The organism is Bradyrhizobium sp. WSM4872 (assembly GCF_055811715.1).
This window is the reverse complement of the sequence record NZ_JBVVPT010000002.1, coordinates 35,442-57,110: the sequence shown is the minus strand read 5'-3', so window position 1 is coordinate 57,110 and position 21,669 is coordinate 35,442. Positions and strand designations below refer to the sequence as shown.

Genomic DNA, 21,669 nt, shown 5'->3' with positions numbered 1-21,669 from the left:
GCGGAAGAGAAATCAATCGGCACTACATCTGTTCACGGGCGTTCCGCGTTTGCTTTCCTGCCGGGCCGATGAAGAGGCTCGTAAGGTTTCCACGCTGAACGAGAAACTTGGGCCGCTGGCTATCGCCTCATCTGTACTTTCGACCTTCGTATGGGAAAGCAGTTCGGGGCATTGTTTTCCTAAGTGCGACAATGATGCACTCAAGTAGAAACCTGCAAGTAACGGCTCCTTGGCTCCGGGCATGATGGACTAGCTATGACCCGACCGCGAGCCGACCAGCAGAAAAGCGGCGGCGCTCAGCGTGGTATGCCGAGCGCCGCCAGTCACAGGGAGAGGTCAGAACATCCACTTCATCAATAGTGTCGCCACAACGATCATGATTGCTCCTCCGACACGTGTGGCAATCTGAGCGAATGCCATCAGGTTCATTCGATCGGCTGCGCCGAGGATCGCGACATCTCCAGTGCCGCCAAGTCCCGAATGGCACGCGGTCACGATCGCCGCCTCCACCGGGTACATGTTCAACCATTTGCCGACGAAGAAGCCAGACAAGATCATCGTCAGAACGGTCGCCGTGCAAATCCCGATATATCCGGGATTGAACGATGCGATGAGCTGTTGCCAAGAGACGAGTAGCGTTCCCATCGCGACCAAGATTGCGAACGTCAGGTTTGTCGACATGAACTTGTTGATTTGATAGGCGCCAAGTTCCATCTCGTTCGGCAATATCCGGGTCAGCTTCAGGACAATGGCAGCAATAATCATCATGATCGGCCCAGGGATGCCCGCGTAGGGGGCCAAAATGACGCCAAAAACAAACAAGCCGCACGACAACACGATACCCGCGCCGAGCAGAGAGAGATCGATTGGACGATCCGGCTGCGCCTCCCCGAGAAGGTCGTCGTCCCCGGTCTTGACCAGCGTTCCTCGACCACTAAGATCACGGCGCTTCTCACCGAGCCGTGCTAACAACCCGGCACTGACAATCGCAACAACGTTTCCGAGCAGCGCCGCCGGCACCATTTGCGCGACCAGTTCGGATTGCTGCCGCTGCAATATTTCTGAATACGCGATGGAAAGGGGCAACACACCTTCAGCGAGGCCGCCGCCGATGATCGGGATTATGATGAAAAAGAACGTGTCCTTCGGGCTGTGACCGAACAGTAATCCGACAGCAATGCCAGCGGAAACCGCCGCAACTGTGCCGACCGAAAGCGGGACGAACATTCGAATAAAGCCCTGAATCAACACGCGATGAGGCATCCCGAGGATCGAGCCTGCGACCAGGCAAGCGATAAAGAAGTACTGAAAATTGGCCGTGCGGAAAGTTGTCGTGATGGCTTTCAAGGCGGCGTCCGGTATCAGGCCGTAATTGACCAGAGCCGACGGGACGAAAAGGCAAAGGATTGCGGTGCCGCCAATCTGCTTCAGGACGGGGATCGTTCGCCCCAGCTTGCCCAGCAAAAACCCGAGCAGCATCAGAACCGAGAGTCCCCCGATCACGTCGTTTGGCAATTTTCCGTTGTAAACTGCCACCCCGGAGACAAATACCGCAGCCAGATAGATCCCGATCGGCAGCGGGCCGATACTGATCGCGGCAATTCCTTTGAGCGCCGATTGTTCCGCCGTGTCCGCCACGCGATATGTGGTGTCAGCCAAGAATTCCTCCTTTATTTGCGATCATTGGTCACCCGCATGAGAGTCCGCGACCTTCAGATGCCATCCCGGTCAAAGATCCAAGGATTTGCCGCGCGATGCCGAGCTTCGAAGGAGCGGATGTCGTGGGCGAATAGCAGTGTGGAGCCGACGAAGTCGCGGCCCGTTAAAAACGCTTCCTTCTTCGCCTGCTCGATATCGAAGGTGATACTGCGGGCACCCCGATCGAGTTGGATCGATTGTTGCGCGAGATCGATCGAGAGACCGTTGCAAGCGGCCTCGCTGACGATGGAGGCGAGTTCATTCGCAAGTATCTCTTCGACACTGATCGTCAGAAGCCCGTTATTGTCGCAGTTGTCGTTGAAAATGCCCGCAAAGCTAGTGCCGATCAGGGCGCGAATGCCGAGTTGCTGCAGCCCCCAGACCGCATGCTCCCGACTTGACCCGCAACCGAAGTTCGGGCCAACGACCAGGAAGCGCGCCCGGCGGTAGCCCTCCCGGTTCAGGATAAAATCTGGATTGGGTTTTCCCTCCCTGAAGCGAAGCAGGTTGAAAGCGCCCTCGCCAAGCCCGCTGCGGTCGATGCGCTTGAGGAACATCTTTGGCATGATCACGTCGGTGTCGATGTTTGGCGCCATCATCGGCGCGGCCGCGCCCGTGACACGATCGAACGGGATCATTGGCGCGGCTCCCCAAGCAGCCGGCGCACATCGGTGATGCGTCCAGTCACCGCGGCGGCGGCGACCATGGCCGGGCTCATCAGGTGGGTTCGCACCCCCGGCCCCTGACGGCCTTCGAAGTTGCGATTGGTGGATGAAGCGCAGCGTTCATCCGGCTTCAGCACATCGTCATTCATGGCGAGGCACATAGAGCAGCCGGACTGCCGCCACTCGACGCCGGCGTCGGTGAACACCTTTGCAATCCCTTCCGCCTCGGCCTGTGCCCTGACCTGCGTGGAGCCAGGAACTACGATGGCGCGGACGCCACGCGCGACGTGACGGCCCCTGAAAATCTCGGCGGCATCCCGAAGATCTTCGATCCGCGAATTCGTGCATGATCCGATGAACGCGAAATCGATCGCGACGGACTGTATGGGAGTCCCGGGCGTCAGGCCCATGTAGTGAAGTGCGCGTACTGCCGCCGCCTTGCGGCCAGGTGAGCCCTGGCCCCCGGGATCGGGGACATTGTCGGTTACCGCAATCGCCTGATCCGGGCTGGTGCCCCATGTCACCAATGGCGACACATCGGCGACGTCGAGCGCTACCTCGCGATCGAACCGGGCGTCCGGGTCGGAGCCTAGGTTCAACCAGCACTTTGCGGCGCGCTTCCACATTTCGCCCTTCGGAGAACGCGGGCGGTCCCGCAAATACTCCAGCACCTTCCAGTCAGGGGCGATCACGACGCCCCGCGCCCCCGCTTCCACAATCATAATACACAGCACGATCCGCCCCTCGACGCTCATGTCGGACACAGCAGGACCACTGAATTCCACCGCATAGCCCGTGGCGCCGTCCGCGCCGATACGGCGGACGATGTCCATCACGATATCCTTTGGGGTTACCCCGAGCGGCGCGTGTCCGGTCAACGCGATCCGCATGGTCTTGAGACGGCGATAGCGGACCGTGGAGGTCGCAAGATAGTGCTCGATATCCGAGGTTCCGATGCCGTAGCCGAGCGCGCCGAATGCGCCGTACGCCGTACTGTGGCTGTCGCCGGCGGCGACTACCATGCCCGGCATCACCAAGCCCTGCTCGGGCGCAACCACATGCTCGATGCCCTGGCGCGGATCGAGAATGTCGAAATACTCAATGCCGAAATCCCTGGCATTGTCCGCGAAGAATTTGACTTGTCGTGCTGCGTCGTGGTCTGCAATGTCACGGGTACGGTGCTCGGCGGTTGGATTGACATGATCCACGACCATCAGCGCCGCAGACGGCTTCCAGACCTTGCGTCCTGCTGCGCGCAATCCGGCAAATGCCTGCGGACTGGTGTATTCGTTGAGCACCGTACGGTCTACGTAAAGCAGCACGAGGCCAGAATCGTCGAGCTTCCGCACCACGTGCGCATCGACCAGCTTGTCGTAGAGCGTACGCGCGGTCATCGCAGCTTTCTCCTTTACCCCTTTTCGGACCGTGCCGCGCGCAATACTGGAAATCCAATGCCAGGATCTGATATCATTATGCATGACGTGCATAAGCGCGCCCGATTGGCCGGGAGTTAGTCCATGGAGATAAATTTGCTGCACGACTTCATCGCGGTCGCCGCCACGCGCAGCTTTTCGCGTGCGGCCGAGCAGAGAAATTCCTCCCAGCCGGCCCTAAGCCGCCGGATCCAAACGCTTGAATTGTGGACTGGAACGCCACTGTTCGACCGAACCACGCATACCGTCAGTCTGACCTCGGCCGGCGAGGTTTTCCTGCAGACCGCCAAGGATATTTTGCGCCGGCTTGCCGCCGGGCGCCTCGAAGCCCAGGAGCGGGCCCGCGGCGCTTCGGACGTCCTGAAGTTTGCGTCAACCAATGCGCTGTCGCTGACGTTTTTTCCGGATTGGCTCCGCCGTGTCGAAACCAAGCTTTCGTTCGTGCCGAATGTGCAGCTTGTCGCCAACCACATGGATGCCTGCGAACGAACGCTCCTCGCGGGCGAGGCCCATTTTCTGCTTTGTCACCATCACCCATCCGCCGCGACCGCATTGATGCCGTCGCATTTCCGCTCGCTTCATGTCGGCAACGACCGCTTGATCCCCGCTTCGGTGCCGCTATCGGGGCGAAGCCGGAAACCCCGCTTCAAGCTTCCGGGGACGGAAAATGCGCCGGTGCAGTTTCTCAGCTTCCGTCCGGAATCAGGTATGGGAAAGATTCTCGAAGCGGTCCTTGCGACCTCGCCTATGAAGGCGCATCTGCGCACCACGTTTACTTCGCATTTGGCCAAGCTACTGGTGACAATGGTGCAGGCCGGCCGAGGCATGGCATGGTTGCCCGAAAGCTTGATCGCCGATCAGCTTGCCTCGGGTGACCTAGTCGCGGCAGGCGGCCAGGAATGGCATATCCCAATCGATATCCACGTCTTTAGACCTAAGTTTCGCCTGGCGCAGGCCCCCGAGTCATTCTGGCAACATGTCCTGAAGACTTTGGACGATGGCGGAGCCACGCCAGTACGCACTCGCACCTCGGGCACCCGGCGCAATAGCAAGACACCGATTTAGTGCCAGAGGACACGGCCCATTTTTGTGGCGCCTGATTCTCAGACCCATGCCTGACCAGCATCCATCCGCTAAGCCAGGGAAGTCCATACGGACGTACTCGCAGACCATGGCGATCAGTTTCTCGGAGCTCTGCACTCCGTCATTAAAGCGGCATCGGCACCATCACTTGTGTCGATGTCGCAATGTGCCATCAGCTCTTAATCTGGCGTTGGCAGCCCGCTTCGCGGTCGCACAACCTTAATGGGCCAAACGAAAATGCCAGGGCTTTAGGCGCCTTACGAGCCCCATAGCATCACTTCATGCTTACGAAAATCTCCGCCCGTGTCCGCCTGGTGCGCGCTTTCGATCACCTCCCCTTGATCTCCGGATCATTCTGATCTAAGTGCGCCATCCCGCGCGCAACCCGAAGTAGTCTTTTCCTTCCTTTCCGTGAGGGAGTTAATAGATCGCATGAACCATAGGAAGACAACGCGAACATTGAGGCCTACCCAAGCGGCTCGAATTGAACTGCATCATCTGCGCTCCGCCATTGCGGCAGCCGACCATGGAAGCTTTCGTGCAGCTGCGGAAAGTACTGCAGTGCGCCATTCCGCGCTAAGTCGATCCGTCAAAAGCTTCGAACATCTCCTTGGCGCCACACTTTTTATACGATCAAGCGCAGGACTTAGGGCCACGTCCACGGGACGAAATGTCCTTCGCATAGCCAAGTTAATCCTGGAGCAAGTGGAAGTACTTGCGACAATGGGGGATCCCAGCGCCGAAGCGGGTGGAGGAAAGCTTTCCATCGGTTTCTATACTTCGATGTCTGCGGGCAATTTGAGGGCAAGTTTGCTCGAATTCAAAAGACGCTTCCCGGAAATCGAACTCGCGACCGTCGAGCGTTCCCGAACACGTCTCATACATGCATTGAGGACTGGGACTCTTGACGCAATCATTATGACGGGAGCGATTCCGTTTCCCGCGGATGAGAAACTATCACTCTGGAGCGAGCGTATCTTGGTCTCGGTTCCTGAGGGACATCGGCTCGCTGACCGAGAGGCCGTCTTCTGGACCGACTTGCGCGACGAAACACTTATATTGAGCCACTACGATCCTGGCGCGGAATTTGAGGATTTACTCATCTCAAAGCTTGTGTCGCTGGAGCACCGTCCGAGGATTGAACGGCATGACGTTAGCCGTGGGATTATTAAGAGTCTCGTCAGCATGGGCTTGGGTTTGAGTCTCGTAACGGAATCGGATGTCGGCGCTAAATTTGCAGGCTTGATCTATCGTGAGCTGCGAGATGGATCGGGGCCAAGCCGCATCGGCTTTTCAGCGAGCTGGAGGCGCGACAACGAAAATATCGCGCTCAAACACTTTCTCGCGCTTCTGACCGAACGCTATCCCCCTCCGGCTCCAGACTGAGACGCGCGCCGTAACTTCGTAAATCCTCGATCCGTGGCCATGAACCGTGCCAGCATAGGTGCGACAAGCTTGGCCGGATCATTGATGGGTTGGCCAGATTCCCTCGCGAGGGCATTCGCATAGGCAACCAAATCTCGATGCACTGAAGCTGGCAATTCGAGATTGAGCTTGACAGGCTTGTCGTCGGGAAGCGTTCCAATCTTGAGCTTGGCCATAATTTTCGTCATCCTCCGTATGGCGCAAGAACGAGATCCCGGTTGACGATCACACGGACGGGAAACCCCGGACGGATGGTCAGCGTCGGCTGAATATTGAGGCTGCGCCGCACCACCTGCTGTCCAGTTTGGTTTACTGAGTCGGAGGCACCGTGCCGTAATGCCTGAATGATTGCACTGTCGTTGCTATTGGATTCCGAACCAGCTCCCAACTCCGTCCCGACAGCCAGAAGCGTCGATAGTGCCGCAGCCTTGAACAGCTCACCCCAATGATTGTCGACTTGGTCTTCCACCCCCGCGTACCCTGCGCTGTCAGCACCGGGCTGCCGCTCGAGAACGATCGAGCGGCCGTTCGGCATGATAAGCCGGGTCCAGACCAGCAGCACTCGCGACTGGCCGAACGAAACCTGGCTGTCATAACTGCCGATCAGCTTCGCTCCCTGCGGCACGAGCAAAAAGCAGCCGGTAGGAGTGTCGTATAAATTCTCGGTCACTTGCGCCGTGACTTGGCCGGGAAGGTCTGACCTGATCCCGGTGATCAGCGCTCCCGGAATCACCGTCCCGGCCTGCACAATGTATGGTGAAGCGGGCCTGCTGACGCGGTCAGGGCTCACCGTGCGGCGGTCCACAGGAGCGTTCACAAAGGCAAGTTTCCGGTCCTGCGCGTTTTGCGCAGGTCCTTCGTCGCTGGTGCTCGTGGCGTTCGGCGGCACGCGCTCGCCTCCAACAGCCGCAGCGGCGGGCGGACGCACTTCTCTCCCATTGGTCGAAGCGAACAGATGGCTGATACGGGCCGCCTCGCTCTCTTGATCCCGGCGTTGCTGTTCGGGATCTCCGCCGGTCGCCGGCGACTGGCCTTGAGCGGTCAGGATCGGTCGACCGAGGTCGCCTGGGAGCGGCGGGCCAAGCTGCGGCACACGTGAGACCCCAGTGTAATCCTTCGGCAACGCTTCGATACCATCGGCAAGATTGTGATGATCCGTGCTATAGAGCTCGTCGGTCGCCGGGTTGCGTGGACGGTTGCTTTGCAATGACCACAGTGCAGTTCCGCCGATAACCAGCAGGGCAACCGCGCTCCCTCCCGCTAGTACCTTGCGGGACAATCGCGTGACCCGCGGAGGTTCGGCTCGCAGGCGGAAGCTCCTGGCTTGCTCCTCCAGTGTTTCGGGCGGAATGGTCCCGTCCGGACTGTTTTCGTTCTGCGTGTTCATGACGACGGCCTCCCGTCAGTCCTGACAATTCTGACCTTCTGCTGGTGCTCACCACCCAGCCGCAGTTCTGCTGCTGCAAACAGCCGGTCCACGATCAGCACATTGCCGTAGGCGCGATAATTGACGAGCTCGGTCTTGCCATCGGGCCCGATGACGAAGAGCGGTGGCATCTCGCCCTGGACAATCCCTTGCGGGAATTCGATATAAACCTTCCGGCCGTCATCATACGCTGCGAGCGGCCGCCACGGTGGGCTGTCGCCCTCGATCGCATAACGAAAGACACGCTGCGCTGGATCTGGAATGACCGGTCTGAGCGCGATTGAGCGCGATCGTTCGCGAACGGTTTCCGGATAGTACCAGGCAACGGACGGCATATACGACCGTTCGCGGGAGCGGAGCTCGATCAGGTAGGTGCGCCGGTCGGTATTGACGACAAGATTGGTCTCGATCGAAGCCCGGGTCGGCTTCACCAGAATGTGGACGCGGCGCGTATCCCCGCTCCCGCTCTCGGTATCTCCCACAACCCAGCGCACGGTATCACCGGCCGCGATCGGTCCGGATCCCGTCAATTGTTCTCCCTCTTCCAGCGCGATGTCCGTGATCTGTCCGGGAGCGGCGTAGACCTGGTACAGCGCACCGGGGCTGAAGGCGTAAATCTGCGCCGAGTTGAAGTACCCCTTTTTGCGCGGTTCGACGCGCGCCGCGCTGTTTGCGGTCTCAACCCGGCTTACGGGCTCGGCGTCTTCCTTGGTGCCCGACTTGCCGCCGAGAACGGGTTTCCAAAGCGGTGGAACGTGAATCGGGTGAGGTCGATCATCGAGTGTAGCTGGAGGCGCTGGCAACGGTGGAACCTCCGCGTCATAGTTGATTTCCGGCGGAATGTAGGTCGCGCATCCAGCGAGGGCCGATGTGCCAAGCAGCAGAGCTGCTAAAAGGACGCGCCTCAAAGCCGCGAGCTTGCACCTGCTCGAGCTGAACCTGCGATATTGGATCGGACCTTTTGAACACATGTCACGCGTCGTCTTGATCACTGCCCCAACTCCTTCGACCAGTTGATGGCGCGGACGTAGACGCCAAGGGGATTTTTGCGCAGGCGTTCGGCATCGCGCGGCGTCTCGATTGCCACCGTGAGAATCGCGGTCCAGCGCTCGGTCGCACTCAGCGAGCCGTTCTCGTAAAGGCGCTGGGTCCATGCGACCCGGAAGCTCTCTGAAGACGCGCGAATAACGCTTGAGACATCGACAGAGATCTGCGCCTTACCCAGCTTGGCAAACGGATCGTTGTTGCGCGCAAAATCGTTGAGCGCAGCCGCGCCACGGTCGGTCGTAAAGTCATACGCCCTAAGCCAGTTCTGGCGCAGAACGATGCCATCGGCCGGCAGGCCTCTGACGTCCTCGATAAAGCGCGCCAGATGGTAGGCGATCTGTGCGTCGGTGGGCTGATAGTCGATGTTGGCTGGCGCAACACGTTGGGCTTGGCCGAGACGATCAACCTCGACCACCCATGGCGTGATCGATCCCTGCGCTGACTGCCAAACAAGGCCGGCGGCAAGACCCGCAGACAGCATGAGGCAACCAAAGGCCATCAACCGCCAATTCCTGGCCTGCACGCGCGCCGATCCGATGCGTTCGTCCCAGACCTGTGCTGCTTTTTGGTAGGGCGTGACAGGCTCGGGCATGCGCCCGTAGTGAACGGAAGGTCGTCTGAACATAAATGGTTGCCCCTGAGATCGAGTGATTGGTTTCGAGTGTCGCGCTATGCCGTTTGCCGTCGCTGCTGTCGGGCGGCAAACTGACGGAAGCTGCCTGTCAGCGCTCTCCTTCCGAGAGATCGACAGAAGAGCCGCTGCCGCCATGATCGCCAGAGCGAACAGCATGACCGGCCGCCGACGCGCCGTGCCGAATGGTCTGGGCGCGCTTCATGCGCCGTGCCCAATCGGGCTGCCCCTCGCTGGACGTACTCGCGGCTGGCTCACTCGCTTGCCCGCTGCCCGCGAACACGGCCGCGGCTCGACGCAACGGGCTCAGCGCGGCAGACCCACCCGCCTCTGCGACACCGGCAAGGCCGCCGCTTCGATACGCCGCGGATCCGCCGCTCACGATGGCAGCTCCACCGCGCCCTGCACCTGCGAGCGCACCACCGACGAGACCAGCGCCACCGGCGGCAAGGCCGGCACCTGCCGCAACGACGCCGCCAGCGGCAAGCCCCGTCCCTATCGCGGCACCGGCGCCGAGCTGGGGTCCGCCGGAGACCAGGCCGTTCGCAATTCCCGGACCGAAGATCCCGAGACCCAGCAAGGAGAGCGACGCGAGCACCAGGGTCATGGCATCTTCGATCGTAGGCTGCGCGCCGCCAAAACCCGCCGTGAACTGCGAGAATAGCGTTGAGCCGATGCCCACGATGACGGCCAGAACCAAGACCTTAATCCCGGACGATATGACGTTGCCGAGGACCCGCTCCGCCGCGAAGGCCGTCTTGCCAAACAAGCCAAAGGGTATCAGCACGAAGCCGGCCAGCGTCGTCAGCTTGAACTCGATCAGGGTGACGAAGAGCTGGATCGCCAAAATGAAGAAGGCGAGCAGCACCACGACCCAGGCGAACAGGAGAACGACGATCTGGACGAAATTCTCGAAGAAGCTGATGTAGCCCATCAGGTTCGAGATCGAATCGAGCATCGGCCTTCCGGCATCGAGCCCGACTTGCGCGATCTTTCCCGGCCGCAGGAAGTCTGACGCGGAGAGGCTCGAACCGGACGCTTTCAGCCCGAGGGCGGCAAAGCTCTCGAAGACGATCCGTGCGAGGTTATTCCAATTTCCGATCAGATACGCGAAGACCCCAACGAATAGCGTTTTCTTCACGAGACGCGCGATGATGTCCTCGTCGGTGCCCCAACTCCAGAATAGCGCGGCAAGCGTGATGTCGATGGCGGCCAGCGTCGTCGCGAGATACCCGACCTCGCCACCCAAAAGCCCGAAGCCGTTGTCGATGTAGCGGGTGAATGTCTCAAGGAACTGGTCGATGATGCCGGTGCCGGTCATGGCTTAGCTTCCTCGGGCAACCCGGCGGCGGGATATCCTTGCGGCATTCTGCTCTGATCTTTCGGCACGTCTGTCACGCCGGTTTCCGCAGCAGCAGCACCGTCTCGCCTGACAAAGAAGCGACGGCGGTTTTCGGCCCAGACCTTCTGACAACGCTGATAGTCCGCTGCCTCTTCCGAAGAAACGGTGCGGCAGCGCACAAGCTCGGAACGGTCAACGTCTTTGGTCTGCTCTGCCGTTGGTGACGCAGGGGTTTCTTCCCCGCCACGGAGGTGAATCGCACAGCCTGCGACCACCAGCACTCCGACCGAAATGAGTAGCGACAACGCCTTGAATGGGCCTGTATCGGTCATCGGTGGAACATCCGCACGTCCTGGGATTGATAGCCCTGCCCCGGCGTCAGAAATCGCCGGAGCTGTTCCCGCCCCTGGTCTTGAGCTGCCGCGCGCTGCGCCGCTTCAAGGCTCTGCGCCCGACCCTGTGCCGCGACAGTGGCGGTGAGATCGGCAAGCTGCTGCGTCTGAAGTGCGAGGATCTGATTGCCGGCCTGGGTCGCCTGCAGGGCGCCGCTGGCACCCTGGCTCGAGGTCACGAGGGCCGATGTCTGGACGCGATTGGTATCGAGGTTGCCGACGACACCGGCCTGGACCCGGAGCGCGTCCTGCAACGCGGCGACAGAATTCTGCCACCGCGATTGAGCGTTAGTGATCAACGCTTGGCTCGACTGGCTGCTGTTAGCCGGCGCATAGTTGGTCGAGAACGCGCGGTCGATCTGCTGGACATCGTAGGCGATCCGCTGGGCCTGCGCCAGCAATTGCTGGGTTCGCTGGATCGAGGATTGCAGTTGCTGCAACGATGAATACGGCAGGCTTGCCAGATTCCTGGCTTGGTTGATCAGCATCTGCGCCTCGTTCTGCAACGAGGTGATCTGATTGCTGATCTGCTGCAGCCCGCGCGCGGCGGTGAGCACGTTCTGGACGTAATTGTTGGGATCGAAAACGATCCACTGCGCTCGTGCGGGTACCGTGACGCAGAGCGTCAGCGCGATCGTGGCAGCGACGGCGAATAGACCAAGGCGCCTCATTGCGACTTCTCCAGATTGACGAGACTGGGAATCAGGTCCGTGGCCCAGGCGACGCCACGGTGCTGAAGCCAGGCTGGTACGAAGCCGTCAGGTCCATGTTCGGCGAGAAGCTGCGCGATGGCCGTCTGGTCTGTCTTGGATGAGGCCGCTGTGAATGCGAGCGCAACTTCGCCAAGCCCGAGCTCGAACATCCGGTTGCCGCGACGGGACTGGCAGTAATAGTCACGCTTGGGCGTTGCCCGGCTCAGAAGCTCGATCTGGCGGTCATTCAGGCCGAAGCGGCGATAGATGGCCGTGATCTGCGGCTCGATCGCCCGTTCGTTCGGCAGCAACAAGCGTGTTGGGCAGCTCTCGATGATCGCCGGCGCAATCGCCGAACCATCGATGTCCGAAAGCGACTGGGTGGCGAAGATGACAGACGCATTCTTCTTGCGAAGCGTCTTTAGCCACTCCCGAAGCTGGCCGGCAAAATCCTCGTCGTCGAGGGCAAGCCACCCTTCATCGACAATGAGAAGCGTCGGACGGCCATCGAGACGATCGCCAATGCGATGAAAGAGGTAGGCCAGCACAGCCGGAGCCGCGCTCGTTCCAATCAAGCCTTCGGTCTCGAACGCCTGGACGGAGGACTCGCCAAGGCGCTCGAACTCGGCATCAAGCAGGCGCCCGGACGAACCGCCGAGGCAATAGGGTTGCAGGGCGCGTTTCAGGGCATTCGATTGCAGAAGGACCGACAGGCCCGTCAGCGTACGTTCCTCCCTCGGCGCGGAAGCGAGAGACGTCAGTGCCGACCACAGATGGTCCTTGACCTCCGGGGTGATCTCGACCTTTTCGCGTGCCAGGATCGCGCCGACCCATTCGGTGGCCCATCCACGCTCGGACGGGTCATCGATCCAGGCCAGCGGCTGCAACGCGACGGGCTGATCTTCTCCGTCAGACAAGGCACCACCGAGATCATGCCAGTCGCCACCCATGGCGAGCGCGGCTGCCCGGATCGAACCGCCAAAATCGAACGCAAACACTTGGGAGTTCGGGTAACGGCGGAATTGCATTGCCATGAGGGCGAGCAGGACGGACTTGCCCGCACCTGTGGGGCCCACCACAAGGGTATGACCGACGTCACCGACGTGGAGCGAAAACCGGAACGGGGTTGAACCCTCGGTCCTGCCGAACAGGAGCGGCGGAGCGCCAAAATGCAGGTCCCGCGCCTCGCCCGCCCATACAGCCGACATCGGAATCATATGGACGAGGTTGAGGGTCGACACCGGGGGCTGCCGCACATTGGCATAAGCATGCCCGGGCAGACTGCCGAGCCAGGCTTCCACGGCGTTCACTTTCTCGATCATGCAGGTGAAATCGCGGCCCTGAACGACCTTCTCGATCAGGCGGAGCTTTTCATCGGCAGCATTGGGATCGGCATCCCAGACGGTGATCGTTGCCGTGACAAAGGCCTGTCCGATCTGGTCCGAACCAAGTTCCTGTAGCGCAGCGTCGGCATCCAGCGCCTTGTTGTGGGCGTCGGTATCGAGCAGTGTCGGCGCCTCGTTCGTCATGACCTCCTTGAGGATGGCGCCGATCGACTTTCGCTTGGCGAACCACTGCCGGCGGATCTTGGTCAAAAGCTTGGTGGCATCGGTCTTGTCGAGCATGATCGCGCGCGTCGACCAGCGATATGAGAATGGCAGGCGATTGAGGTCATCCAGAATTCCAGGCGTCGTCGCTCCCGGAAAGCCGACGAGCGTGAGGACACGCAGATTGGCTGCGCCCAACATCGGTTCGAGCCCGCCGGTCAGCGGCTGGTCAGCCAACAGCGCATCGATGTACATCGGAATTTCGGGCACGCGGACGCGATGACGTTTGGTCGAAATCGTCGAGTGCAGGTACGTCAGCGTGGCTTGATCATCGAGCCAGGTGCATTCGGGCATGAACCCTTCAAGAAGCCCGAGCACGCGGCCGGTTTGATCGACAAAACCGCGGAGCACTTCGCGAGCGTCTGCTCCGAGAGTGCGATCGCGCCCCTCATAGAGCAATCGCTCTGCCTTCGCTGTGCCCTCCTCTGGTGGAAGATAGAGGAAAGTCAGGAAATAGCTGGACTCGTAGTGGGCACCCGCCTCTTCGAACTGGGCCCTGCGTTCTGCATCGACCAGCGCGGATGCGGCATCCGGAAAGATGCTCGGAGGATAGGCTCCCGCAAAATGGCGCTGCGCCTCGACAAATACGGCCCAGCCCGATCCGAGGCGGCGCAGGGCGTTGTTCAGACGGCCGGCGACGGCGACGAGTTCGGCCGGCACTGCGCTGTCGAGGTCGGGGCCACGGAATTTCGCCGTTCTTTGGAACGAGCCATCCTTGTTCAGGACGATGCCCTCATCGACCAGGGCGGCCCAAGGCAGGAAGTCGGCAAGACGCGCGTTGGAATGACGATATTCGGCAAGGTTCATCATGACCGATAACTCAGAGGTTGAGATGGCCGGGAATGCGCAGATGTCGGCGCACCACGTGGACGAAGGCGGGATCGCGCTTGGCGGCCCAGACGGCGGCCATGTGGCCGATGAACCAGAGGACCAGACCCGCGATCCACAGTCGCAGTCCGAGCCCAAGCGCGGCGGCAAGCGTGCCGTTGACAATCGCGACCGATCGCGGCGCACCGCCCAACAGGATGGGCTCGGTAAGCGCGCGGTGGACGGGCACGACAAAACCTGCGACCGGCTCATCCATCAGATCACCACGCCGCCGCCGAAGGAGAAGAACGACAGGAAGAAGCTCGAAGCCGCGAACGCGATCGACAGACCAAACACGATCTGGATCAGCCTGCGGAAACCACCCGAGGAATCTCCGAACGCGAGCGTGAGGCCGGTGACGACGATAATGATGACGGCGATGATCTTGGCGACCGGCCCCTCGACCGACTGCAGGATCTGATTGAGCGGTTGCTCCCACGGCATGTTCGAGCCGGCGGCCCATGCCGGCGGTGCTGCCAAGAGCACCGCGCCGAAAGCCGCCAACGATGCCCCACGAAAAAAGCAAAATTGCAGACGCATGTCAGTCTCCTGCTGATGAAAGGCTGTAGTCACCGGCGGCTCCAAGCCCCGAGACGATGGCGAGCTCGGAGAGACGACGGTCGGCGCCGCGCCCCGCAAGGACGGCGACGAGGTTGATGGTCTCGGCGATCAGGGCACGCGGAACCGTAATGACGCCTTCCTGGATGAGCTGCTCAAGCCGCCGCAAGGCACCGAGCGCGGTGCCCGCGTGAATCGTGCCGATGCCGCCAGGATGACCGGTGCCCCAAGCTTTGAGCAGATCGAGTGCCTCCGCACCGCGGACCTCGCCAACCGGGATACGATCGGGACGCAGTCGCAGCGAGGACCGAACGAGATCCGATAGCGTCGCCACGCCATCTTTGGTCCGCAATGCTACAAGGTTGGGCGCCTTGCACTGAAGTTCGCGCGTGTCTTCGATCAGAACGACCCGATCGGAGCTCTTTGCCACCTCAGCCAGGAGCGCATTCGTCAACGTTGTCTTGCCGGTCGATGTCCCACCGGCGACAAGGATATTCTTACGAGCGGCGACCGCAGCCTTCAGGATTGTGGCCTGCTTCGAGGACATGATCCCTCTGGCGACGTAGTCGTCGAGCGTAAAGACGGCGACAGCGGGCTTGCGGATCGCGAACGCCGGAGCTGCCACGACGGGAGGCAAGAGACCTTCGAAGCGCTCCCCGGTTCCGGGCAATTCGGCCGAGACCCGAGGCGCGCCGGCATGCACCTCGGCGCCGACGTGATGCGCCACCAGGCGAACAATGCGCTCGCCATCTGCTGCGGACAAAGTTTCGCCTGTATCGATCAAGCCGCTCGACAACCGATCGATCCACAACCGCCCATCCGGGTTGAGCATCACCTCGATGATCGTTTCATCCTCGAGGTAGCTGGCAATCGCCGCGCCAAGCGCGCTACGCAGCATTCGCGCACCGCGCGAATTCGCTTCCGATTGGATGGAATGGATTGCCACCGACGTCCCCAGCGAATGAGGACCTCCACAGCGGGCCCTCAGGTGGGGATGATTAGAAAAGGCACCAATGGGCTTGGCGCAACGAGCGCTTTCGGTGATCGTAGACTGGCGTAGAAAAAGAAAGACCGAGAACCGACGTTTGAGGCTTACTCAATCGCATCAGGTGGCTTGCGAGTTGCTGCTCACACTCGGCCTCATCATACGCGCTCATAGTATGACCGTGGCGCCGGCGCTATCCATTCAATCACTGCAACATCCGCGTGCGGTGTGATCGGGCCAAAGCGCTATACGCGATTGCGTATATTGACGTTCCATACGCGAGTTCGTATATTTTCTCTGTATACGCATCCACGTATATTGACATCTTATACGCGTTCGCGTATCAAGCTGCAATGGATACGATCGCTCGCACCCCTCAGCAGCTTGGCGCCGCCATTAAGCGGCACCGCCGGCAAAAAAAACTCACCCAGAGCGGCCTAGGCGACAAGATGCACGCGCGCCAAGCGACAGTCTCGAAGCTGGAGGCCGGCGAACCAGCGACGCAACTGCGCATCCTCATGGATGCGCTGGCCGCGCTCGACCTGGAACTGGTCCTCCGACCACGCACGAAGGTGTCGGCCAAAGCCATCGAGGATCTGTTCTGATGGGACGCCGTCCTATCCGAGCGCCTCTCAACGTCTACCTGAACGCTCGTCTGGTCGGGCGGCTGCGGCGGGAGAGCAGCGGCGCCATCGATTTCCAATACGACGAAGCCTGGCTGCGATGGGAGAACGCCATCCCGGTCTCGGTATCGATGCCTCTACGCGAAGACCGCTATATCGGTGACCCCGTCATTGCAGTCTTCGATAACCTGCTTCCCGATAACGACGACATCCGCCGGCGTGTCGCCGAACGCGCGCATGCCGGCGGAGCCGATGCTTACAGCCTGCTTTCCGCGATCGGCCGCGACTGTGTCGGCGCCCTGCAATTCCTTCCGGATGGAACGGCACCCGGAGCGGCGGGCGGGATTGACGCTCGCGTCGCGAGCGACCAGGACATCGCGGCGATCCTTGCCAATCTCGCCAACAATCCGCTCGGCATCGGTCCCGATCAGGAGTTTCGTATCTCTCTGGCTGGAGCCCAGGAAAAAACCGCGCTTCTCTACTGGAAGGACAAGTGGCATGTGCCGCACGGTACGACCGCCACCACGCACATCATCAAACCGCAGATCGGCAGGTTACCGAACGGCGTCGACCTGACCCACAGCGTTGAAAACGAGCATCTCTGCCTGAAGCTCGTCGCCGCGCTCGACTTGCCCGTCGCCAAGTCGCGCATCGTTGATTTCGCGGGCCGGCGCGTGCTCGCCATCGAGCGATTCGACCGCACATGGGCGCACGACGGACGGCTTCTGCGCCTGCCACAGGAAGATTGCTGTCAGGCGCTTTCCGTCCCGCCCGGGCGCAAATACGAATCGGACGGCGGCCCGGGCATCCGAAATATCTCCGATCTCCTCAAAGGCAGCGATACACCGGCGGACGACCAGGCGACCTTCTTCAAGGCACAAATCGTTTTCTGGCTTCTGGCGGCTACTGACGGCCACGCCAAGAATTTCAGCATCCACCTCTCGCCCGGCGGACGATTCGTCCTCGCGCCGCTGTACGACATCATCTCAACGCAACCGAGCCTCGATGCCAAGCAGATCACGCAAAACCAGATGAAGCTCGCCATGGCGATCGGCAATAGTCGCCACTACGTAGTACACACGATTCTCGGCCGACATTTCGTGCAAACCGCAAGGACTTGCGGCCTGCCCGACAGCGTGGTTCGCGGTATCATCGAAGAGCTCGCGGATACGGCTGGCACGAAGATCGACGCAACGATTTCGAAGCTGCCGAAAGATTTTCCGCAGGCGATGGCAGAATCCATCGCGACCGGCGCGAAGCGACGCCTCGACAGCCTCGTCACGACGGAGAGTGGCGCTTAGGTCGCGCGGGTCACCACTCCACCTCGCCGTCCGATTGCTCGCAGAAAATGCTTGCTTCGACCACGTCGAAAGCACTGACCGGCATGGTGGAAGGGACTGACTTCATCCAGCAAGCAAAGGATTGGATCCAAGGTAGCCCGAACCAAACCAACGCCGCGATCTGCAGCGCTACGTTGAGACTGAACGCGACTTGATAAGCCAAGATCGACCTATGGCCATCGTTCGTGGACCATTGCTCCAGGATCAGTCCGGTCGCATATTGTGCCAGAAAAGCCCAACCAAAGTGCAAAACGTTCAAGGCGCCATTGGCACGGCCGGCAAGCTCCGACGGAAAGTAATCAGCTATCACGGCAAAGCTGACCACAGTTGCCGTTCCGATGATTGCGACAACCGACCAGGGCAAGATGGACGGCAGAGGTACTCGCAGGATCAAGGCTAGCTCGGCTGCGATAAATTGCACGGCCACCATCGCGAATATCGTCTCAGCCGTGAGACCTGTTCGTTTGACGTGATGGATCGTCATGCCGAACAACCAGGCACCGCCGCTGAGTACGATCGACATGATGAACAGCTGTCTGACGAGGCCTGCGCGATCGAGCCCCTCCACGTCTGCAAGCCACGGTGATGCCCACAATCCCTGCAGCGACCAAGCTGAACCAACGCAAGTCGCCGATAACGGGGCTATCCGCCAGAAGCGCCTATCACTGAAAACCGATCCCAGGGTGGCGGAGACTGGTGCTTTCGATGGGATAACGCGTTGTTCTGGAACTACGACATAGATGAGGATCGCTGTGGCACCTGTCGCAGCCGCCAGGACCTGAAAGAGCTGCCGCCAGCCCATCCAAGCGAGCAAGTGTTCGACGGGAACTGTGGCGGTTACCGCTCCTAGTGATCCCAGCATGATCATGTAGCCGTTCAGCAAGGCGACTCGTTCCCTGGGGAACCAAAGGATGATGGACTTAAGTCCTGCCGTCAGCGCCCCCGCCACGCCAAGCCCGATCATCGCACGCGCGATCAAAAACGACAGGAAGCCAGTCGATACGGCGAACAGTCCCGCGCCCAGTGCTGCGAACCAGAGCAGCGCGCTCTGGACCCGACGCGGACCAAAGCGGTCCAACAATATACCGACCGGGATCTGAGCGGCCGCGAAGACCAGGAAATAGACTGACGTAAGTAGTCCGAGGTTGGCTGACCCAAGCCCGGCATCCGAGCTGAGATGACTCACGATCAAGGCGTTGATCGTCCGAAACAGATACGAAAGATAGTAGCCAGCAGCAAACGGTAGAAATACGCGCACGGTGAGACGCCACGTCCTTGTAACTTGCATGCCGGCCTTCTTGCTCATCAACTCATTCGAGCCGATAGCGCGTTCAGCTTTTTATAGGCTCGGCTAAATTGCTGCGGTCGTAGGCTGGCGTAGAAAAAGAAGGGTTCGCGCGATGGCGCATTGAGAGCGATCAGTCAGGTCCGCCGGCGGGCTCCTGACGGACGATATCCTCCGGTATCTCACGCAGAAAGCTCTGCCCCTTTTGCAAACGACGCCCGAGCGCCTCGACAAATCCTTCAAACCGCTCCCGGCCTTTTGCCTGCGCAGCCGCCTGCGCGTCGTTCGGTAGCGGCGGCGTAACCGTCAGCCAGAAACGGACGAAGAGAGCCAGCGTCTCGGCCGTTAAACCGACGTCTCGCTCCAGTCTCTGCAGCTGACGCGACAGTCGATCCAGGCGACGGGTAAACGCCGCCTCCCGCCTGTCCGATCCATCCGGCGACAGAAACGAAGCAACGGCCGCCTCCACGATCGCAGACCGGGAGAGCTTCTGGCGATCGGCCAGATCCGAGATCTGCTTCAGAAGCTCTGGCGGGAAATACACGTTCATCCGGTCGCGCATATTGCCTCAGAGCTCCATGCCGTCATTCGGGTCCATGGCGGCTTGACGGGCGACGCCGCGCATTTGCTGACGGAGAAGCCGGGACTGGCAAACCGCGTCCTCGTCGTCGTCAAGAACGACGGCAAATTCCTCGGCTGGCGTCGGTTCGGCCGTCTCCTTGGCGATCGCGACGTGATCGGGGAGTTCGGGCTCGCGACGAAGGCCGCTATTCGCCGAATCTTCCTCCGCTCGCCCCCTTTCGGTTGGAAGCGACGCCGGCTTGGGCGCTCCCAATGCAGACCATCCGTCCGTTCGCGGTGACCGGCCGGATGCGGCTGGATCGGGCGGCGGCAGGACCCGCTCGGTAAACCGCCGATCTTCATAGTACCGAGCCTTCCGAGCTCGAATCGGCGGCGTACCCGCCACCATGACGATCTCGTCCGACGGCGAAAGCTGCATGACCTCGCCTGGTGTCAGCAGCGGCCTTGCCGTCTCCTGCCGTGAGACCATGAGATGCCCCAGCCATGGGTTCAATCGATGCCCGGCATAGTTCTTCATCGCCCGCATTTCGGTCGCCGTACCAAGCGCATCGGACACACGCTTCGCGGTCCGCTCGTCATTGGTCGCAAAGCTGACCCGGACGTGGCAGTTATCGAGGATCGCATTGTTAGGCCCATAGGCCTTCTCGATTTGATTGAGCGACTGCGCGATCAAGAAACTCTTGATGCCGTATCCCGCCATGAAAGCGAGGGCGGACTCGAAGAAATCAAGCCGCCCAAGTGCCGGGAACTCGTCGAGCATCATCAGGACGCGATGCCGGCGGTCGCGGGCGTGCAAGTCCTCGGTCAGGCGTCGGCCAATCTGATTCAGCACAAGGCGGATCAATGGTTTGGTTCGTGAGATATCCGAGGGAGGCACCACCAGGTACAGCGTCGTGGGGCGGCTACTTGCGATGAGATCGGCAATCCGCCAGTCGCACTGGCGGGTCACCTGGGCCACGACGGGATCGCGGTAAAGCCCGAGGAACGACATCGCGGTGGACAGCACGCCTGAACGTTCGTTCTCGGATTTGTTGAGGAGTTCGCGGGCGGTCGAGGCGACCACGGGATGGGCACCTTGGTCGCCAAGATGCGCGGTGGTCATCATCGCTTTCAGCGTCGCTTCGATCGGCCGCTTCGGGTCGGACAGAAAGGCGGCAACGCCGGCCAGGGTCTTATCCGCCTCGGCATAGAGGACATGGAGAATGGCGCCGACAAGGAGCGAATGACTGGTCTTCTCCCAATGGTTTCGCTTATCGAGCGAGCCTTCGGGGTCGACCAGAACGTCCGCCACGTTCTGAACGTCTCGAACCTCCCACTCCCCGCGCCGCACCTCGAGCAGTGGATTGTAGGCCGAGGATTTCGGGTTGGTCGGGTCGAACAACAGGACGCGGCCATGCCGCGCGCGAAAGCCCGCGGTCAGTTGCCAGTTCTCGCCCTTGATGTCGTGAACGATGGCCGAACCCGGCCAGCCCAGAAGCGAGGGAACGACGAGGCCGACACCCTTGCCGGAGCGGGTTGGTGCGAAACACAGTACGTGTTCCGGTCCGTCATGGCGAAGGTAGCCCCTGTCAAGTTTGCCTAGCACCACACCATCCGGGCCGAGAAGTCCGGCCGCTCGAACCTCTTCTGCATCAGCCCAGCGCGCCGAACCATAGGTCTCAACGTTCTTGGCCTCTCGCGCCCGCCAGACCGACATGCCGATCGCCGCCGCGATCGAGATAAACGTCCCCGACGCTGCGATGAAGGCGCCCTCGACAAAGACCTGAGGCGCATAGGCATCAAAGACGAACCACCACCAGAAGAAGATCGGCGGGTAATAGACCTTCAAGCCCGCCAGTTCGAACCAGGGCCGCCCAAGCTCCGGCTGCCAGGCGAGCCGCCAGGCCGTCCACTCGGTCGCGCCCCAGATGGCCAGCAAGACGATCAGGCCGACAACGATCACCTGACCCCAGAGGATCTTGGTTCCGGACATCACTAACGCCCTTCCG

21 protein-coding genes are annotated in these 21,669 nt (G+C 60.8%); 4 read left to right on the top strand and 17 right to left on the bottom strand.

All coding sequences use genetic code 11. The features are described 5' to 3' along the window. Nucleotides 1-336 precede the first annotated feature (336 nt). Genes AC0L3C_RS03435 through leuC form a run of 3 tightly spaced genes read right to left on the bottom strand, consistent with a single transcriptional unit; the run spans nt 337 to nt 3,757 of the window. Nucleotides 337-1,659 carry a 2-hydroxycarboxylate transporter family protein gene (locus AC0L3C_RS03435; RefSeq protein WP_473407146.1) on the bottom strand — a complete coding sequence of 441 codons (1,323 nt, stop codon included), beginning with the start codon at nt 1,657-1,659 and terminating at the stop codon, nt 337-339. A 53-nt stretch (nt 1,660-1,712) separates the two neighbouring features. Continuing rightward, the gene (leuD, locus tag AC0L3C_RS03430; protein ID WP_473407145.1) at nt 1,713-2,336 is read right to left on the bottom strand and encodes a 3-isopropylmalate dehydratase small subunit; all 624 of its coding nucleotides are present in this window, start codon (nt 2,334-2,336) and stop codon (nt 1,713-1,715) included. Continuing rightward, complete coding sequence (gene leuC, locus AC0L3C_RS03425; RefSeq protein WP_473407144.1) at nt 2,333-3,757, bottom strand: 3-isopropylmalate dehydratase large subunit; 1,425 nt, start codon at nt 3,755-3,757, stop codon at nt 2,333-2,335. The genes leuD and leuC overlap by 4 nt, the downstream gene beginning before the upstream one ends. 123 nt (nt 3,758-3,880) lie before the next feature. Between leuC and AC0L3C_RS03420 the strand changes: the two genes are divergently transcribed. Next, nucleotides 3,881-4,861 (top strand): LysR family transcriptional regulator, encoded by a 981-nt coding sequence (locus AC0L3C_RS03420; protein WP_473407143.1) that lies wholly within the window; start codon nt 3,881-3,883, stop codon nt 4,859-4,861. A gap of 450 nt (nt 4,862-5,311) precedes the next feature. Beyond that, nucleotides 5,312-6,265 (top strand): LysR family transcriptional regulator, encoded by a 954-nt coding sequence (locus AC0L3C_RS03415; protein WP_473261843.1) that lies wholly within the window; start codon nt 5,312-5,314, stop codon nt 6,263-6,265. Here the strand turns inward: AC0L3C_RS03415 and AC0L3C_RS03410 are convergent. The 11 genes from AC0L3C_RS03410 to trbB all read right to left on the bottom strand — a co-directional run bounded on the left by AC0L3C_RS03410 (nt 6,241) and on the right by trbB (nt 15,764). Then, on the bottom strand, nt 6,241-6,480 hold the full coding sequence (locus tag AC0L3C_RS03410; protein WP_084462517.1) for a DUF2274 domain-containing protein: 240 nt from the start codon (nt 6,478-6,480) through the stop codon (nt 6,241-6,243). The genes AC0L3C_RS03415 and AC0L3C_RS03410 overlap by 25 nt on opposite strands. An 8-nt stretch (nt 6,481-6,488) precedes the next feature. Beyond that, nucleotides 6,489-7,691: a TraB/TrbI/VirB10 family type IV secretion system protein gene (locus AC0L3C_RS03405; RefSeq protein WP_473407142.1), complete on the bottom strand. Its 1,203-nt coding sequence runs from the start codon at nt 7,689-7,691 to the stop codon at nt 6,489-6,491. Next, complete coding sequence (gene trbG / locus AC0L3C_RS03400; protein ID WP_473407141.1) at nt 7,688-8,722, bottom strand: P-type conjugative transfer protein TrbG; 1,035 nt, start codon at nt 8,720-8,722, stop codon at nt 7,688-7,690. The genes AC0L3C_RS03405 and trbG overlap by 4 nt, the downstream gene beginning before the upstream one ends. Then, entirely contained in the window at nt 8,719-9,402 is a 684-nt protein-coding gene (trbF, locus tag AC0L3C_RS03395; protein ID WP_473407377.1) for a conjugal transfer protein TrbF, read from the bottom strand. Before trbF ends, trbG begins: the two co-directional genes overlap by 4 nt. A 97-nt stretch (nt 9,403-9,499) precedes the next feature. Next, on the bottom strand, nt 9,500-10,729 hold the full coding sequence (gene trbL, locus AC0L3C_RS03390; protein WP_473407140.1) for a P-type conjugative transfer protein TrbL: 1,230 nt from the start codon (nt 10,727-10,729) through the stop codon (nt 9,500-9,502). Further along, nucleotides 10,726-11,082 carry a putative entry exclusion protein TrbK-alt gene (trbK-alt, locus tag AC0L3C_RS03385; protein WP_473407139.1) on the bottom strand — a complete coding sequence of 119 codons (357 nt, stop codon included), beginning with the start codon at nt 11,080-11,082 and terminating at the stop codon, nt 10,726-10,728. Before trbK-alt ends, trbL begins: the two co-directional genes overlap by 4 nt. Beyond that, nucleotides 11,079-11,813, bottom strand: a complete 735-nt coding sequence (gene trbJ, locus AC0L3C_RS03380; RefSeq protein WP_473407138.1) for a P-type conjugative transfer protein TrbJ — start codon at nt 11,811-11,813, stop codon at nt 11,079-11,081. Before trbJ ends, trbK-alt begins: the two co-directional genes overlap by 4 nt. Continuing rightward, on the bottom strand, nt 11,810-14,251 hold the full coding sequence (gene trbE / locus AC0L3C_RS03375; protein ID WP_473407376.1) for a conjugal transfer protein TrbE: 2,442 nt from the start codon (nt 14,249-14,251) through the stop codon (nt 11,810-11,812). The genes trbJ and trbE overlap by 4 nt, the downstream gene beginning before the upstream one ends. Before the next feature lie 10 nt (nt 14,252-14,261). Continuing rightward, nucleotides 14,262-14,525 carry a VirB3 family type IV secretion system protein gene (locus tag AC0L3C_RS03370; RefSeq protein WP_473407137.1) on the bottom strand — a complete coding sequence of 88 codons (264 nt, stop codon included), beginning with the start codon at nt 14,523-14,525 and terminating at the stop codon, nt 14,262-14,264. After that, nucleotides 14,525-14,848: a TrbC/VirB2 family type IV secretion system protein gene (locus AC0L3C_RS03365; protein ID WP_473261822.1), complete on the bottom strand. Its 324-nt coding sequence runs from the start codon at nt 14,846-14,848 to the stop codon at nt 14,525-14,527. The genes AC0L3C_RS03370 and AC0L3C_RS03365 overlap by 1 nt, the downstream gene beginning before the upstream one ends. Nucleotide 14,849: 1 nt before the next feature. Next, a complete protein-coding gene (gene trbB / locus AC0L3C_RS03360; RefSeq protein WP_473407136.1) occupies nt 14,850-15,764 on the bottom strand; it encodes a P-type conjugative transfer ATPase TrbB in 915 nt (304 codons plus the stop codon). A 440-nt stretch (nt 15,765-16,204) separates the two neighbouring features. On the opposite strand from trbB, the gene AC0L3C_RS03355 reads away from it, so the two are divergent. Together AC0L3C_RS03355 and AC0L3C_RS03350 are read left to right on the top strand one after the other, a co-directional pair. Then, nucleotides 16,205-16,456 carry a helix-turn-helix domain-containing protein gene (locus tag AC0L3C_RS03355; protein ID WP_354128442.1) on the top strand — a complete coding sequence of 84 codons (252 nt, stop codon included), beginning with the start codon at nt 16,205-16,207 and terminating at the stop codon, nt 16,454-16,456. Then, on the top strand, nt 16,456-17,775 hold the full coding sequence (locus AC0L3C_RS03350; protein ID WP_473407134.1) for a type II toxin-antitoxin system HipA family toxin: 1,320 nt from the start codon (nt 16,456-16,458) through the stop codon (nt 17,773-17,775). Before AC0L3C_RS03355 ends, AC0L3C_RS03350 begins: the two co-directional genes overlap by 1 nt. Before the next feature lie 10 nt (nt 17,776-17,785). Here AC0L3C_RS03350 and AC0L3C_RS03345 read toward each other — a convergent pair whose 3' ends face one another. From AC0L3C_RS03345 to AC0L3C_RS03335, 3 genes are all read right to left on the bottom strand, one after another. Next, nucleotides 17,786-19,120, bottom strand: a complete 1,335-nt coding sequence (locus AC0L3C_RS03345) for an MFS transporter (RefSeq protein WP_473407133.1) — start codon at nt 19,118-19,120, stop codon at nt 17,786-17,788. A 112-nt stretch (nt 19,121-19,232) separates the two neighbouring features. Then, nucleotides 19,233-19,661 (bottom strand): ribbon-helix-helix protein, CopG family, encoded by a 429-nt coding sequence (locus AC0L3C_RS03340; RefSeq protein WP_027519220.1) that lies wholly within the window; start codon nt 19,659-19,661, stop codon nt 19,233-19,235. Nucleotides 19,662-19,667: 6 nt separating this feature from the next. Beyond that, nucleotides 19,668-21,653 (bottom strand): conjugal transfer protein TraG, encoded by a 1,986-nt coding sequence (locus tag AC0L3C_RS03335; RefSeq protein ID WP_473407132.1) that lies wholly within the window; start codon nt 21,651-21,653, stop codon nt 19,668-19,670. Nucleotides 21,654-21,669: the final 16 nt, after the last annotated feature.